This is a genomic window from Kinneretia sp. DJ1R-11 (assembly GCF_025717595.1).
GTDB lineage: Bacteria > Pseudomonadota > Gammaproteobacteria > Burkholderiales > Burkholderiaceae_C > Paucibacter_A.
Genome location: NZ_JAJIRR010000009.1, coordinates 130,958 through 146,287 on the forward strand (window position 1 = coordinate 130,958; position 15,330 = coordinate 146,287).

At 62.8% G+C, this 15,330-nt stretch carries 18 protein-coding genes; 4 read left to right on the forward strand and 14 right to left on the reverse strand.

The features are described from left to right. Positions 1-275 precede the first annotated feature (275 nt). On the reverse strand, positions 276-1,367 hold the full coding sequence (hemE, locus tag LNV23_RS15865) for a uroporphyrinogen decarboxylase (protein WP_263563867.1): 1,092 nt from the start codon (positions 1,365-1,367) through the stop codon (positions 276-278). Positions 1,368-1,543: 176 nt separating this feature from the next. Between hemE and LNV23_RS15870 the strand changes: the two genes are divergently transcribed. The 3 genes from LNV23_RS15870 to LNV23_RS15880 are packed head-to-tail and all read left to right on the forward strand — an operon-like array spanning position 1,544 to position 3,637. Further along, positions 1,544-2,170 (forward strand): LemA family protein, encoded by a 627-nt coding sequence (locus LNV23_RS15870; RefSeq protein WP_411910589.1) that lies wholly within the window; start codon positions 1,544-1,546, stop codon positions 2,168-2,170. 7 nt (positions 2,171-2,177) lie between these two features. Further along, a complete protein-coding gene (locus LNV23_RS15875) occupies positions 2,178-3,116 on the forward strand; it encodes a TPM domain-containing protein (RefSeq protein ID WP_263563868.1) in 939 nt (312 codons plus the stop codon). Next, positions 3,116-3,637 carry a TPM domain-containing protein gene (locus tag LNV23_RS15880; protein ID WP_263563869.1) on the forward strand — a complete coding sequence of 174 codons (522 nt, stop codon included), beginning with the start codon at positions 3,116-3,118 and terminating at the stop codon, positions 3,635-3,637. The genes LNV23_RS15875 and LNV23_RS15880 overlap by 1 nt, the downstream gene beginning before the upstream one ends. A gap of 10 nt (positions 3,638-3,647) precedes the next feature. On the opposite strand, the gene ppk2 is transcribed toward LNV23_RS15880, so the two are convergent. Further along, entirely contained in the window at positions 3,648-4,457 is an 810-nt protein-coding gene (ppk2, locus tag LNV23_RS15885; protein WP_263563870.1) for a polyphosphate kinase 2, read from the reverse strand. A gap of 244 nt (positions 4,458-4,701) precedes the next feature. On the opposite strand from ppk2, the gene LNV23_RS15890 reads away from it, so the two are divergent. Next, positions 4,702-5,082 carry a hypothetical protein gene (locus LNV23_RS15890; RefSeq protein WP_263563871.1) on the forward strand — a complete coding sequence of 127 codons (381 nt, stop codon included), beginning with the start codon at positions 4,702-4,704 and terminating at the stop codon, positions 5,080-5,082. A gap of 51 nt (positions 5,083-5,133) precedes the next feature. Here the strand turns inward: LNV23_RS15890 and LNV23_RS15895 are convergent, their stop codons facing one another. From LNV23_RS15895 to LNV23_RS15950, 12 genes are all read right to left on the reverse strand, one after another. Then, positions 5,134-6,006, reverse strand: a complete 873-nt coding sequence (locus tag LNV23_RS15895; protein WP_263563872.1) for a D-hexose-6-phosphate mutarotase — start codon at positions 6,004-6,006, stop codon at positions 5,134-5,136. A 129-nt stretch (positions 6,007-6,135) separates the two neighbouring features. Continuing rightward, positions 6,136-6,549, reverse strand: a complete 414-nt coding sequence (locus LNV23_RS15900) for a F0F1 ATP synthase subunit epsilon (protein ID WP_102769300.1) — start codon at positions 6,547-6,549, stop codon at positions 6,136-6,138. 84 nt (positions 6,550-6,633) lie between these two features. After that, positions 6,634-8,058 (reverse strand): F0F1 ATP synthase subunit beta, encoded by a 1,425-nt coding sequence (gene atpD / locus LNV23_RS15905; RefSeq protein ID WP_263518134.1) that lies wholly within the window; start codon positions 8,056-8,058, stop codon positions 6,634-6,636. A gap of 49 nt (positions 8,059-8,107) precedes the next feature. Beyond that, positions 8,108-8,989 carry a F0F1 ATP synthase subunit gamma gene (gene atpG, locus LNV23_RS15910; RefSeq protein WP_263563873.1) on the reverse strand — a complete coding sequence of 294 codons (882 nt, stop codon included), beginning with the start codon at positions 8,987-8,989 and terminating at the stop codon, positions 8,108-8,110. A gap of 62 nt (positions 8,990-9,051) precedes the next feature. Continuing rightward, positions 9,052-10,605: a F0F1 ATP synthase subunit alpha gene (atpA, locus tag LNV23_RS15915; RefSeq protein WP_263517794.1), complete on the reverse strand. Its 1,554-nt coding sequence runs from the start codon at positions 10,603-10,605 to the stop codon at positions 9,052-9,054. A 92-nt stretch (positions 10,606-10,697) separates the two neighbouring features. After that, positions 10,698-11,231 (reverse strand): F0F1 ATP synthase subunit delta, encoded by a 534-nt coding sequence (locus LNV23_RS15920; RefSeq protein ID WP_263517795.1) that lies wholly within the window; start codon positions 11,229-11,231, stop codon positions 10,698-10,700. Between the two features lie 2 nt (positions 11,232-11,233). Continuing rightward, positions 11,234-11,704, reverse strand: a complete 471-nt coding sequence (locus LNV23_RS15925; protein ID WP_263517796.1) for a F0F1 ATP synthase subunit B — start codon at positions 11,702-11,704, stop codon at positions 11,234-11,236. 38 nt (positions 11,705-11,742) lie between these two features. After that, positions 11,743-11,988, reverse strand: coding sequence for a F0F1 ATP synthase subunit C (gene atpE / locus LNV23_RS15930; protein ID WP_058721792.1), 246 nt, complete (start codon positions 11,986-11,988; stop codon positions 11,743-11,745). 90 nt (positions 11,989-12,078) lie between these two features. Next, complete coding sequence (gene atpB / locus LNV23_RS15935) at positions 12,079-12,969, reverse strand: F0F1 ATP synthase subunit A (protein ID WP_263517797.1); 891 nt, start codon at positions 12,967-12,969, stop codon at positions 12,079-12,081. 2 nt (positions 12,970-12,971) lie between these two features. Then, positions 12,972-13,625: an ATP synthase subunit I gene (locus tag LNV23_RS15940; RefSeq protein WP_263563874.1), complete on the reverse strand. Its 654-nt coding sequence runs from the start codon at positions 13,623-13,625 to the stop codon at positions 12,972-12,974. A 192-nt stretch (positions 13,626-13,817) separates the two neighbouring features. Continuing rightward, positions 13,818-14,711, reverse strand: a complete 894-nt coding sequence (locus LNV23_RS15945; protein WP_263563875.1) for an SMP-30/gluconolactonase/LRE family protein — start codon at positions 14,709-14,711, stop codon at positions 13,818-13,820. A gap of 90 nt (positions 14,712-14,801) precedes the next feature. After that, a complete protein-coding gene (locus tag LNV23_RS15950; RefSeq protein WP_263517800.1) occupies positions 14,802-15,296 on the reverse strand; it encodes a GNAT family N-acetyltransferase in 495 nt (164 codons plus the stop codon). Positions 15,297-15,330: the final 34 nt, after the last annotated feature.

Here is a 15,330-nt window from a genome sequence, read left to right on the forward strand (position 1 = left end):
ATAACTTTGTGGGGAAAGTTCGAAGAATGCACGCCGGCACGATTTGTCACGGCACTTACCAATGCCAGACCATTCTCCTCCGCGCCGCGCTGTTGCCATATAAATCAAGCACTTAGCGAGCAATCGGGAAAACACCAAGCTGCAGTGCAGCACAGGCCCCGGGTCTGTCTCGCTTCGAGAAAATTGGGGATAAGTCTCTACCCTGAGTGCTTACTTCACGTTTTGTGGCCGTGTTTTTTGGCCCGGCCGCAGCGGCCGCCGGGCCCGGGCCGCGCTCAGACGCCGGAGCGCAGTCGACGTGAGTGGGCATGCACCTCGTCCACCAGGGCTGTGACATGCTCAGGCGGGGTGAACTGGCTGATGCCATGTCCCAAATTGAACACATGGCCGTCCCAGCCACCGTCGGCACGCTGCGGATTGCCAAAGCTGTCCAGCACCGAGCGCACCTGCTCGCGGATGGCGTCCGGCGGCGCGAACAAGACATTCGGGTCGAGATTGCCTTGCAGGGCGACCCGGCTGCCGACTTGAGCGCGGGCGCGGCCGAGGTTGGCTGTCCAGTCCAGGCCCACCACATCGGCGCCGGCATCGGCGATTTCGTCCAGCCAGAGCGCACCGCCCTTGGTGAACAGGATGCGCGGGATGCGCTGGCCTTCATGCTCGGTCTTGACCTGGGCCAGCACGCGGCGCGAGTAGTCGAGGCTGAAGCGCTGGAACTTGCCGTCGGCCAGCACACCACCCCAGCTGTCGAACAGCATCACGGCCTGGGCGCCGGCTTCGATCTGGGCGTTCAGATACTGAGCCACGGCGTCGGCATTGACCTGCAGGATGCGGTGCATCAGGTCGGGGCGGGCGTACATCAGGCTCTTGACCTGGCGGTAGTCGTCCGAGCCGCCGCCTTCGACCATATAGCAGGCCAGGGTCCAGGGGCTGCCGGAGAAGCCGATCAGGGGCACGCGTCCGTTCAAGGCCTTGCGGATGGAGCTGACGGCGTCGAAGACGTAGCGCAGCTTGTCCATATCAGGCACGGCCAGCGCCGCCACGGCGGCCTCATCACGCACGACCTTGGCGAACTTGGGACCCTCGCCGATGGCGAAGGACAGGCCCAGGCCCATGGCATCGGGCACGGTCAGGATGTCGCTGAACAGGATGGCCGCGTCGAGCTTGTAGCGCTCCAGCGGCTGCAAGGTCACCTCGGTCGCGTAGTCGCGGTTGGTGGCCAGACCCATGAAGCTGCCGGCCTTGGCCCGCGTGTCGCGGTACTCGGGCAGGTAGCGGCCGGCCTGGCGCATCAGCCAGACGGGGGTGTAGTCGGTGGGCTGGCGCAGGCAGGCGCGCAGGAAGGTGTCGTTTTGCAGAGGTGCATTCATGGGCGGATTATCCGATGCCGGGATAGGCTGAGCTTGCTGCAGAGCAAGCAGCGCGCCTGGGACCTGTCATCCGTTGCCGTCATCAAGCGCTGCGATACTCGGCCGGCACTTGATTTCGCACGGCGGGCCGCCACATGGCGCTCTACCCTCGAACGATTCCATCACGGAGGATTTCCATGTCGGCCATCTCGATGACCAAGCGCGGCGCCACCACCGCGGCGGCCGCCCTCGCCCTGACCCTCTCGCTCAGCGGCTGCGGCTACAACGAATTCCAGAGCCTGGATGAACAGGTCAATGCCAACTGGGCCGAGGTGCTGAGCCAATACCAACGCCGCGCCGACCTGATCCCCAATATCGTCAACACGGTCAAGGGCGAGGCCAATTTCGAGCAAGAAACCCTGACCAAGGTGATCGAGGCTCGCGCCAAGGCCACCAGCATCCAGGTCACGCCCGAGCTGGCCAAGGACCCGGAAGCCTTGAAGAAATTCCAGGCTGCCCAGGGCGAGGTGTCGAGCGCACTCTCGCGCCTGCTGGTGGTCAGCGAGAACTACCCCAACCTCAAGGCCAACCAAGGCTTTCAGGACCTGCGCGTGCAGCTCGAAGGCACGGAGAACCGCATCACCGTGGCGCGCAACCGCTACATCAAGGCCGTGGCCGACTACAACGTGCACACCCGCCAGTTCCCCAGCAACCTGACCGCCAAGGTGATGGGTTATGAGGTCAAGCCCAATATCACGGTTCAGAACGAGGCGGCGATCAGCAACGCCCCGGCTGTGAGCTTCGACAAGCCGGCTTCCAAGTAAGCAAGCCATGAGCAAGGCGCTTCGCCTGCTGTTTCCGCTTTGGCTGTTTGCTCTGCTGAGCGGCGGCTTCGGCATGCCGGCCTGGGCCCAGGACGTGCGCCCGGTGCCGGTGCTCAGCCACCAGGTGATGGACCAGACCGGGACGCTCAGCACGGCGCAGCGCGAAGCGCTGGAAAGCAAGCTCGCGCGCCTCGAACGCGAAACCGGCACGCAGCTGGTGATCCTGATGGTGGCCAGCAGCCAACCCGAGGACATCGCAGCCTATGCGCAACGCGTCGGCGATGCCTGGAAGATCGGCCGCAAGGACGTGGGCGACGGCGTGTTGATCGTGGTCGCCAAGGACGACCGCAAGGTGCGCATCGAGGTGGCCAAGGCGCTGGAAGGTGCTGTGCCCGACCTTGCGGCTCGGCTGATCATCCAGAGCGCCATCACGCCAGCCTTCAAGGCAGGTGACTATGCCGGTGGCTTGAATCTGGCCATCGACCAGTTAGACGCGCGCATCCGCGGTGAAGCCTTGCCCGCGCCTACTGCAGCCACCCGCCCCGGCGCCGGCGATAGTGGCTTTGATTTCGAATCGCTGGCGGCGCTGTTCTTCATTGGGGTGCCGCTGCTCGGTGCCGTGTTGACCGGCGTGTTCGGCCGCAAGTTGGGCAGTTTGCTGAGCAGTGGTCTCGCCGGCACGGCAGCGGGCTGGCTGGCGTCCAGCCTGCTGATCGGCTGCCTGGCTGGCTTCGCATCCCTGGTGCTGGTGGGCTTGATGGGTGTGGGCGCCTCGCGCAGCCGCAGCGGCGGCCTCTCCCGCGGCCGCGCGGCCGATCTACCCATCATCTGGGGCGGCACATGGAGCGGCGGCTCGCAAGGCGGCGGCGGCGGCGGCGGCGGCGGCGATTTTTCCTCCGGCGGCGGCGGTGATTTTGGTGGCGGCGGCGCCTCGGGGGACTGGTGATGGCGAACAGCACACGACCAGGATGGCTGCGCTGGCTGCGTCACCGCTGGCTGGACAGCGGCGACGTTCGCCGCATGCTGCCGGATGCCGCCTTGGCGCGTGTTGAAGACCTGGTCAAGGCCAGCGAACAGCGGCACAGCGGCCAGATCTGCGTCTGCGTGGAGGCGAGCTTGCCCCTGTCCTATTTGTGGCAAGGTCTGTGCGCCCGACAGCGCGCCTTGACCCTGTTCGGCAAGCTCAGGATCTGGGACACCGAAGCCAACAACGGGGTGCTGATTTACCTGCAGTTGGCCGACCGCGCTGTGGAAATCGTGGCCGATCGCGGTCTCAACCACAGGGTCAGCGCCGCTCAGTGGCAGGCTGTGATTGCACGCCTGGCTGAACCTCTGCGCGCGGATCGTTTCGAAGCGGGCTTGACCGAAGCAGTCGAAGCCGTCAGCCAGTTGCTCAGCGAGCACTTTCCATTGACCACCGGTCAAAGCAATCCAAACGAATTGCCGGACGCTGTGCAGCGTTTGTGAGCCCAGTGACTCAACGCAGCCGAATCGGCTTCAGGCTACCGCTGAACTTCTCCGTCAGCGGCTTGCTGCCCAATGCAGGGAACTTGAGCTTGGCCTGAGGCACTCGCACATCGGGCAGATGGTCCAGCAAGTGGCGAATCAGGGTCAGGCGGCCCAGGCGCTGGTCGTTGAAATCGACCAAAGCCCAAGGTGCATAGGACTTGTGGGTGGCCTTGAGCATACGTTCTCTCGCCTGACCGTACTTAGCATAGCGGGCTCGCGCCTCCAGATCGATGGGCGAGAGCTTCCAGCGTTTGAGGGGGTCAGCCAGACGCTCGGCGAAACGCAATTCCTGCTGGGCCTGGTCCACGCAAAGCCAGTACTTGAAGAGCAGGATGCCCTCGTCCACGAGTAGCTTCTCGAACACCGGCGCTTGCTTGAGAAATGCCTGGGTTTGTGCCGGGGTGCAGAAGCCCATGACGGTCTCGACACCGGCGCGGTTGTACCAGCTGCGGTCGAACAAGGCGATTTCGCCCGCCGCCGGCAGAAAGGGCACATAGCGCTGGAAGTACCACTGGCCCAGCTCGCGTTCGCTGGGCTTGCCCAAGGCCACCGTATGGCATTGGCGCGGGTTCAGGGTTTCGGAAATCGCTGCAATCGTGCCGCCCTTGCCGGCCGTGTCGCGACCCTCGACCAGAACCACCAGGCGCTTGCCGGTGTGCTGCAGCCATTGCGCCATGGCGTTGAGCTCCAGCTGCATGGGCGCCATGCGCTCCAGGTAGTCGGACTTGCTGAGCTTGGTCCTGCTCGCGGAGTCCCGATTTTCGTCTTGCTTGGCCATGTCTGCTCCGGTTCCTTGGTGGAGCTTACGGCATGTGCATGGAGAACAAGGCAACTTTGGCCATGAAGAGTAAGCAGTTACGCCGAGCGTTCAATGCCAAGGTCTGTGCCAGAATCGCGCCGCCAAAATGGCACAACATAACGTGACAAGATTCAGGGATCTCATGAAGAAAAGCTCAATTTCTTTGGCCATCGCTTTCGCATGCACAGGCTGCGCCTCGGTGATGAATGACGCAACCCATCCCATGAAAGTGGAAACCAAGATGGCGGGTGGGGAACTGGTGTCCGGCGCCGAATGCAAGCTGACCAATGACTACGGGTCCATCAATGTGAAGTCCGGCGACACGGCGCCAGTGCGCCGCTCGAGCAAGGACTTGGACATCGTCTGCAAGCACCCCACCAACCCGGAAGCCACGGCACGTGCCATTTCGCGCGCCAACGGCGGCATGTACGGCAACATCCTGCTGGGTGGCGGCATTGGCGCCTTGATCGACCACAACAAGGGCACCGCTTACACCTATCCGACTTGGGTTCAGCTGGTGTTCGGCAAGAGCACGGTCTTTGATCGCAGCGCCGAGAAGGAAGGTCAGCCGACTCCAGGCGTCGAAACCAACGGCCAGCCCTGAGGACTGAGGCGGCGCGCATCGGGCGTGCCGCTAGAGCGGCATGCGGCTACTTCACGCCAGCAGCAGCGTCTGCATGCCCACCCAGCTCTCGCCCGGCGCCAGCTGCACCGGCTGGCGGATCTGGGCCGCCTCGATGCACAGCATCTGCTGGTAGCCCTCGGCCGGCATATCGGCCAAGGCCGCGCACTTCTCGGCGCCCGGGTTCCAGACCACCGTGTCTTCGAAGCCTTGTTGGCGAATCAGCAGCTGGCGGTTGCGGTTGATCAGCTGTTCCTTGAGGGCCAGGTCTTGCTTGAGCCCGTGGTAGATGCGGTCCAGGTCACCGCCGGGCAACAGCAGCTCGACGCGCTGACGCTTGAGTTCGCCACCGGCGGCGCTGTCCTCGTACTGCAGGCCGCTCAGGCCCTCGACGCTGCTCGAGTCCAGATCGTTCAAGCGCAGATAGGTGTGCAGGGCGCTGGTGAAATCGAAGCTCGACTCGCCGGTGTTCTCGCAGGCCAACTCAATCTGCAGCTCACGGCCGCTGATGCGAACACTGAGCTCCAGCTCAAACGCGTGCGGCCAGAACATGCGGCTGGCGGCATCGTCGCTCAGGCATAGCACGGCCAGGGCATCGTCGGCGCCCTGCTCGGCCGAGACCAGCTGCCAGGGCTTGCTGCGGGCGAAGCCATGGCGCTTGAGCGGGCCGCGCGTGGCGAACTGCGGAAAGATCACAGGCACGCCGCCCCGGATCGCCTCACCGTTGGCATAGGCGGTCTTGGGCGAGACGTAGAGCTGCTCCTCGCCGCCGGCCGGCACCCAGGACAGAAGGTGAGCGCCATGCAGCAGGACGGTCGCACGGGCGCCGTCGGGCGACAGCAGTTCAATCGCATCGAGGCCCTGGTGGCGGGTGATGGCAATGGACTTGGGCGTGGCGGCGGTCATGGCGAGGCTCTCGGCGATGAAGGGGTTGTTCTTGAGGATTTCAAAAGGACAACGCCCGCCTGACTTGCGTCGGCGGGCGCTGGGTTCAGAGCCAGAAAAGCGGAGCTTCCCGACCCTGGAACTTGCGAATTACTTCTGACGGAACTTGCGCAGCGCCGCGATCTGAGCCGCCATGGCGGCGAACTCGCTTTGCGCGGCGGCAAAGTCGATATCGCTCTTGGCGTTCTTCATCGCTTCTTCGGCCAACTTCTTGGCTTCCGTGGCCTTGGCTTCGTCCAGGTCCTTGCCGCGGATGGCGGTGTCGGCCAGCACGGTCACCGTACCCGGCTGCACTTCCAGAATGCCACCGGCGACGAAGACGAACTCTTCGCTGCCGTCGGCCTTCTCGATGCGCACGGCACCCGGCTTGATGCGGGTGATCAGGGGCGTGTGCTTGGGCAAGATGCCCAGCTCGCCGCCTTCACCCGGCAGCGCGACGAACTTGGCTTCGCCGGAGAAGATCTGCTCTTCGGCGGAGACCACGTCAACATGAATGGTTGCCATGATTTGTATCGTCCTTAGCGTTGAAAAAGAGAGTTAGCAGGGAGCTTCCGCCGAAGGTTTGAGGCCCGCGGCGGCGAGATTCCATCAACCCAGCTTCTTCGCCTTTTCGAACGCTTCGTCGATGGTGCCAACCATGTAGAACGCTTGTTCCGGCAGGTGGTCGCATTCGCCAGCCACGATCATCTTGAAACCACGGATGGTTTCCTTCAGCGGCACGTACTTGCCGGGCGAGCCGGTGAACACTTCGGCCACGTGGAAAGGCTGCGACAGGAAACGCTGGATCTTGCGAGCGCGGGACACGGCCAGCTTGTCTTCAGGAGACAGCTCATCCATACCCAGAATCGCGATGATGTCGCGCAGTTCCTTGTAGCGCTGCAGCACTTGCTGAACGCCGCGGGCGGTCAGGTAATGCTCTTCGCCGACCACGTTCGGGTCCAGCTGACGCGAGGTCGAGTCCAGCGGGTCCACGGCGGGGTAGATACCCAGCGAAGCGATGTCACGCGACAGCACCACGGTGGAGTCCAAGTGGGCGAAGGTCGTGGCAGGCGACGGGTCGGTCAAGTCATCCGCAGGGACGTAAACGGCCTGGATGGAAGTGATCGAACCGATCTTGGTCGAGGTGATGCGCTCTTGCAGACGACCCATTTCCTCGGCCAGCGTCGGCTGGTAGCCCACGGCGGAAGGCATACGGCCCAGCAGCGCGGACACTTCGGTACCGGCCAGGGTGTAGCGGTAGATGTTGTCCACGAAGAACAGCACGTCCTTGCCTTCGTCACGGAAGGACTCGGCGATGGTCAGACCGGTCAGGGCCACGCGCAGACGATTGCCCGGAGGCTCGTTCATCTGACCGTAGACCATGGCGACCTTGGAGTCTTCGAGCTTCTCGAGGTTCACGACGCCCGAATCGGCCATCTCGTGATAGAAGTCGTTGCCCTCACGGGTACGCTCACCCACACCAGCGAACACCGACAGACCGCTGTGGGCCTTGGCGATGTTGTTGATGAGTTCCATCATGTTCACGGTCTTGCCCACACCGGCGCCACCGAACAGACCCACCTTGCCGCCCTTGGCGAACGGGCAGATCAAGTCAATCACCTTGATGCCGGTTTCCAGCAGCTCTTGCGAGGGGCTGAGTTCGTCGTAAGCAGGAGCTTGGCGGTGGATCGAAGCGACTTGCGCCTGATCAACCGGGCCACGCTCGTCGATGGGCGAGCCCAGCACGTCCATGATGCGACCCAGGGTGGCCTTGCCGACCGGCACCTGGATGTTTTCGCCGGTGTTGTACACCTGCGAACCGCGGCGCAGACCGTCGGAAGAGCCCAGAGCAATGGTACGCACCACGCCGTCGCCCAGCTGCTGCTGAACTTCCAGCGTCAGGGCGGAGCCCTCCATCTTCAGCGCGTCATAGATCTTCGGCATCTGGTTGCGCGGGAACTCCACGTCCACCACGGCGCCAATGCACTGAACGATCTTGCCAACCGCGTTGGTTTGAGTGTTCGACATATCGATTCCTTCAATCAGTATTCGTTGCGTATGGTTTGGCGAGCAGCGGGATTTATCAACCCACCGCGGCCGCGCCACTGACGATTTCGCTCAGTTCCTTGGTGATGGCGGCCTGGCGGGTCTTGTTGTAGACCAGCTTCAGCTCACCAATCAAGGTGCCGGCGTTGTCGGTTGCGGCCTTCATCGCCACCATGCGTGCCGATTGCTCGGACGCCATGTTTTCCGCCACAGCCTGATAAACCAGCGCTTCGGTGTAACGCACCAAGAGCTCGTCGATCACGGTCGCCGCGTCGGGTTCGTAGATGTAATCCCAGGCGTGCGAAGACTTGTCGGTGTTCGCGCTCTGCATACCTTCGGAGCTCAGGGGCAGCAGCTGCTGCACCACCGGCTCCTGCTTCATCGTGTTGATGAAGCGGGTGTAGCAGAGGTAGACGGCCGAGAGCTTGCCTTCCGCGTACGCGTCCAGCAAAACCTTGACCGGGCCGATGATCTTCTCGATATGCGGCTGGTCACCCATCTGCGTGACATGCGAGACCACCTTGGCGCCGATGCGGTTCATGAAGCCCAAGCCCTTGTTGCCGATGGCAACGACTTCAGCTTTTTGACCGCCCGCTTCCAAGTCTTTCAACTTGGCCGTGGCTGCGCGCAAGAGATTGGTGTTCAGACCACCGCACAGACCCTTGTCCGTCGTGACCACCACGAAACCGACCTGCTTGGCCGACTCATTGGTGACCATGAAGGGGTGCTGGTACTCGGGGTTGGCCTTGGCGAGGTTGGCGGCGATATTGCCGATCTTCTCGCTGTAAGGACGGGCCGAGCGCATCCGTTCCTGCGCCTTGCGCATTTTGGATGCAGCGACCATTTCCATGGCCTTGGTGATCTTCTTGGTGTTCTCGACCGACTTGATCTTGCCGCGAATTTCCTTGCTTGATGCCATGATTTCTCCTGTTCAGATGGGGCGGTTCAGCGCTTGGTGCTTGTTCCGCCCCGTCATGGGCATTAAGCGAAAGACTTCTTGAACGTGGTGATCGCAGCGTTCAGCTCGGCTTCCGCATCCTTGTCCATGGCCTTGTCGGCTTCCAGCTTGGCCAGCAGAGCGGCGTGGCTGGTCTTCAGGAACTGGTGCAGGCCGTGCTCGAAAGCCAGAACCTTCTTCACGTCCAGGCTGTCCATGAAACCCTTGTTGACCGCGTACAGCGTCGAAGCCATCAAGCTGATGGGCAGCGGCGAGTACTGAGCCTGCTTCAGCAGTTCGGTCACGCGGGCACCGCGGTCCAGCTGCTTGCGGGTGGACTCGTCCAAGTCGGAAGCGAACTGCGCGAAGGCAGCCAGTTCACGGTACTGGGCCAAGTCGGTACGGATACCACCGGACAGGTTCTTGATCAGCTTGGTCTGAGCAGCACCACCGACGCGCGACACCGAGATACCGGCGTTGATGGCGGGGCGGATACCGGCGTTGAACAGGCTGGTTTCCAAGAAGATCTGACCGTCAGTGATCGAGATCACGTTGGTCGGCACGAAGGCTGACACGTCACCGGCTTGGGTTTCGATGATGGGCAGCGCGGTCAGCGAACCGGTCTTGCCCTTCACTTCACCCTTGGTGAACGCTTCGACATAGTCGGCGTTCACGCGAGCGGCACGCTCCAGCAGACGGCTGTGGAGATAGAACACGTCGCCAGGGTAGGCTTCGCGGCCCGGCGGGCGACGCAGCAGCAGCGAAACTTGACGGTAAGCCACAGCTTGCTTGGACAGATCGTCATAGATGATCAGCGCGTCTTGACCGCGGTCGCGGAAGTACTCGCCCATCGTGCAGCCCGAGTAGGCCGAGACGTACTGCATGGCAGCCGATTCAGAGGCCGAAGCGGCCACGACGATGGTGTACTCCATCGCGCCGTTGGCTTCCAGAGCGCGCACCACGTTCTTGATCGACGAAGCCTTCTGGCCGATCGCAACGTAGATGCAGGTCATCTTCTGACCCTTCTGGCTGATGATGGCGTCGATGGCCACGGCGGTCTTGCCGGTCTGGCGGTCACCGATGATCAGCTCGCGCTGGCCACGGCCGACGGGCACCATGGAGTCGATGGACTTCAGGCCGGTTTGCATCGGCTGGTCCACAGACTTACGGGCGATCACGCCGGGAGCGACCTTTTCGATCACGTCGGTCAGCTTGGCGTTGATCGGGCCCTTGCCATCGATCGGCTCGCCCAGGGCGTTGACCACACGGCCGATCAGCTCGGGGCCGACGGGCACTTCCAGAATGCGACCCGTGCACTTGACGGTGTTGCCTTCGGAGATGTGCTCGTAAGCACCCAGAATCACGGCGCCAACGGAGTCGCGCTCGAGGTTCAGGGCCAGACCGTAGGTCGGCTTGCCATCGGCACCGGCCGGGAACTCCAGCATTTCGCCTTGCATCACGTCGGACAGACCGTGGATGCGGCAGATGCCGTCGGACACGGACACGACGGTGCCCTGGTTGCGGACGTCCGTCGATGCACCCAGACCCTCGATGCGGGACTTGATGACTTCGGAAATTTCAGCAGGATTCAAATTCATTGCTATGGCTCCCATCTGGACTAACGTCTGTTGCCAGAGCGGTAGACACAGGGATGAACGAAAGGGGGTGGCGTCGCGCTCAATCGCCTTGATCAGGCGGTGAGCGCCACTTTCATGCGCTCCAGGCGGGACTTGACCGAGGTGTCGAGCACCTCATCGCCAACCACCACCCGGATGCCGCCAATCAATGCCGGCTCCAGCGTGACATGGGCTTGCAGCTTGCGAGCGAAACGCTTCTCCAACGCCGCCACGACCTCGGCCAACTGGGCCGGCTCGATCGGGTAGGCGCTGAAAATGGTCGCATCGGCCACGCCTTGAGCGGCATTGGCCAGCGCATGGAACTGCGCTGCCACCGCGGGCAAGGCTGCCAGGCGACCATTGGCGATCACTTCACGCAGAAAACTCTGCATGCCTTCGGCCAAGGGCTGAGCAGCGGCCGCCGTCATGATGGCGAGCACTTGCTCAGGCTGGGCCTTGGGGCTGTCGGCAAACTGGCGCAGCTCGGCGTCTTGCGCCACCAGAGCCAGCGCAGAAATCTGCTGGCCCCAGGCCTTGACGTCAGCCTTCAGCGCGACTTGGTAGAGCGCTTCAGCGTAAGGACGGGCAATGGTTGCGAGCTCAGCCATGATTACAGCTCCGTCTTCAGACGGCCCAGCAACTCGGCGTGCACGCTGGCATTGACCTCGCGCTGCAGAATCTGCTCGGCACCCTTGACGGCCAGTGCGGCGACCTGCTCGCGCAGGGCCTCACGGGCACGCATGGCTTGCTGCTCGGCTTCAGCCTTGGCAGCGGCCACGATCTTGGCGCCTTCTTCTTCTGCACGCGTCTTGGCGGCGTCCACGATGGCGGCGGCACGCTTTTCAGCGTCGGCCAGCTGCTTGGTGGTTTCACCGCGCGCTTGGGCCAGTTGCTCGTCGACCTTCTTGTTGGCCGTGGCCAACTCGGACTTGGCCAGGTCAGCCGCCTTCAGACCGTCAGCGATCTTTTGGGCGCGCTCGTCCAGGGCCTTCATGACCGGAGGCCAGATGAAGCGCATGGTGAACCAGACAAGGATCGCAAAGACGATCGCCTGCAGGAACAGGGTTGCGTTGATATTCACAGCACGATCCTTTCAACCGTGAAAGGTTGGCCGTTCAATTAGATGGCGAAGGGCTTGGCGAATGCGAACAGCAGAGCGATAGCCACGCCGATCAGGAAAGCAGCGTCGATCAGACCAGCCAAGATGAACATCTTGGTTTGCAGTTCGTTCATCAGCTCAGGCTGGCGAGCCGAGGATTCCAGGAACTTGCCACCCATCAGAGCGATACCGATCGAAGCGCCCAGAGCGCCCAGACCAACGATGAGACCGCAAGCCAGCGCGACGAGACCGAGGATGTTTTCCATGATTAGCTCCAGAAGGGAAAGTAAAGAAAAAAGGAAAGGGACAAACGAACTTACAAACTTACAAACTCAACAGCAGGACAGCTGCAGCGATCAATGTTGATCGTGCGCCTGGCCGGTGTAGATCAAGGTCAGCATCATGAAGATGAAGGCCTGCAGGGTGATGATCAGGATGTGGAACAAGGTCCACACCGTGCCCGCCACCAAATGGCCCAGACCCAGCCAGAAGCCACCCGACAGGGGGTTCAACTCCCAGGCCCAGACGCCACCCATCAGCGCGATCAGCATGAACACCAGCTCACCCGCAAACATATTGCCGAACAACCGCATGCCATGAGACACGGTCTTGGCCGCGAACTCAATCATCTGCATCAGGAAGTTGATCGGGTACAGGAACCACTTGTCGCCGAAAGGCGCTGCCAGCAGCTCATGCGTCCAGCCGCCGATGCCCTTGATCTTGATGCTGTAGAAGAAGCACATGATCAGGACGCTGGTCGACAGACCCAGCGTGGTGGACAGGTCGGCGGTCGGCACCACACGCATATAAGCGTGGTGGGCGTCATGGCCCATGGCGGCATAGGCATGCGTCCATGCGGACGGCAGCAGATCGACCGGCAGCATGTCCATGAAGTTCATCAGGAAGATCCAGACAAACACGGTCAGCGCCAGGGGCGAGATCACCTTGCGGCTGGCGGCGTTGTGGATCACGCCCTTGGCCTGGTTCTCGACCATTTCAGCCAGGATTTCCACGGCAGCCTGGAAGCGGCCCGGCACACCCGAAGTGGCCTTGCGCGCAGCGCGCCACAGGAAGAAGCAGCCGATCACGCCCAGCAACACCGAATAAATCAGCGAGTCGAGGTTGAACAGGCTGAAATCCACAATGCTGGTCTGCTTGACCGCTTCACCGGCAAAGTTCACTTGCATGTGCTGCAAGTGATGCTGGATGTATTCGCCCGCGTTCGGCGCGTGTCCTTCGGCTGCCATTGTCAGTTTCCGTCCCGCTTGGCGTGGCTTGCGGCCACGCGATTTTTGCTGAAACGACCCTGCAGAAGCAGGGCCACCCAATTAACTTTCAAACACCCGATCAGCCCAACCAGCAGTGCTGGCCAGTACAGCCCGGGCATCCATTTCGCAGCCGCGGCCAACATCGCCACGGCCAACATGATCTTGATCAGCTCCCAGAACATGAAGCCCAGCACCGCAGCGCCAGGGATCCCTCTGAAGAGCCCGGTCATGCCCCATGCCATCAAGGCATTGGGCAGAACCACCGCCGCCACGCCACACAGGGCCGACCGCGCTTTTTCAAACCCACCCAGCACGCCGTCGCCGGCCAACCAGGCTCCCAACCACCACAGCACGATGATCAAACCACCGGCCACGGCCTGCGCCCCCACCACCCGCCAGGGTGACAAAGGCGGATGACGCGCCACCAAGGCTTGCGCTTCCTCCCGCGTGAGCGTCTTGAAAGCTGCCTCGTCGACCCCATCCTCTTCAGCATCACCGCGGCCGTCATCATCCCAATCGGCCGGACGGAACTTTCGCTCTGTCGCTGGCTTGGACTGCCCCCCTGGCGCACTTGCGGGCTTGGCAAGCTGTGAACCCCTGGAATCGCTCCGGTGTTCGCCCTCAAATTCACTCATGACTGGATGACGGCTGTCGGCAAAACCCAAAGATTATATGTGGAAACCCGTAGCCCTGGAAAGCCGGACTGTCGGGAGCACCCTCCAGACCCTCTGGCGCCGCCGGGCCATGGCTGCGCGCGCATGATCCGGTCGGTCCATGACTTTTGCCTGACAGCCCGGGCTCCCGCCGGGGCAATCGACGCGAAATTGCTAGGCCCGGAGCCGATGCGGAGGCAGGCCCGGCACGGCCACACGCAGTTGCAACACACAGCCGGCCCAGGGCTGGGCGGCCAACTCTTCGGCCGGGCGCTTCTCGCGCGCCGTCGTCAGGTAGAGCGTGCGCAGATCGGCCCCGCCGAAGGTCGGCATGGTCGGGCAGCGTACCGGCAGCTTGATTTCCATCAAGACCTGACCCTCGGGCGAAAGCCGCAGCAGACGCTGGCCCTCGAACATGGCGACCCAGTAGCAACCCTCGGCATCGACCGCCGCTCCATCGGGGCGGCCGCCATAGCTGTCCAGCGCCTGGCCGGCAGCGCGCGGCTCGAAGCGAGCGAACAACTCGCGCTCACCCAAGTGACCGGTGTCCGCGCTGAAAGGAAACCGATAGATCTCGTGCGCCTTGGTGTCGGACCAGTAGAGCAGGGTCTGATCCGGGCTCCAGGCCAAGCCATTGGAGGTGGTGATGCCCGCGGCCGCCTGACTGAAGTGACCTGACTCATAACGATACAGGGCAGCGTCAGGGGCGCGCGCGTCGTCGATGCCGCCTATCCAGAAGCGACCCAACACATCCGGCTTGCCGTCATTGAAGCGCTGGCGCTCCGGCGCATAGGGAGGCGGAGCCAACAAACTGCAGTCGCCACTGGCCAGATCAAGCCGGAACAGACCTTGGCGCTGCGCCACCGCCAGCCCGCCGCCTTCGATCAGGGCGATGCAACCGGGTTCACTGGCGACCGCCCAGCGGCGCAGCTCGCCGTTGGAGGGATCGAGGCGCAAGACCTGGCGCTCGGCGATGTCCACGTAGTAAAGCGCCTGCTCCTCAACGCACCAGAGCGGTGACTCCCCCAAAGTGGCGGCAGCCGGACCGGCCTGGGTGACAAGGTACAACGGGGCGGACTCGGAGCTCATACAGACCTGACGCAAGCGCAAAAGCGACATGCTACGGCCGTAACCCGATGAAACTGAGCGGGCCGGAGCTCAGTCCAGCTCGACGCGCAAATAGTGGGCGCCCGGGATGGGGTTGAAGTAGTAGGGCGGCACCGCCGCAAAACCCAGGCTCTCGTACAGACCGCGTGCCGCCTCCATATCGTCCAGCGTATCCAGCAACATGGATGAATAGCCGGCCTGGGAAGCCCGGTCGATCAGACCCTGAGCCAGCAGACGTCCCAAGCCGAAACGGCGGAAGGCGGGGCGGACGAACAGGCGCTTCATCTCGCAAGCATTGGGGTAGTCGACGTCCGGCAGGTTGCGAAAGCCTCCGCAGCCGGCCACCGCACCGTCCACCAAAGCCAGCAAGAGCAGACCGCCTGGCGCGGCGTATTGGCCGGGTAAGACGGCCAGCTCGGCCTCGAAGTCCTGGAAACAAAGATCCACCTGAAGGCTGGCGGCATAGTCACGCAGGATGTCGCGTGCAGCCGACCAGCTCGGGCCGTCGTCGGGCGTAATCAAGGTGATGTCGGGGCTTTCGTCCATGCAGCGCCGCAGTGTAGTGAATGAATGCTGGCGG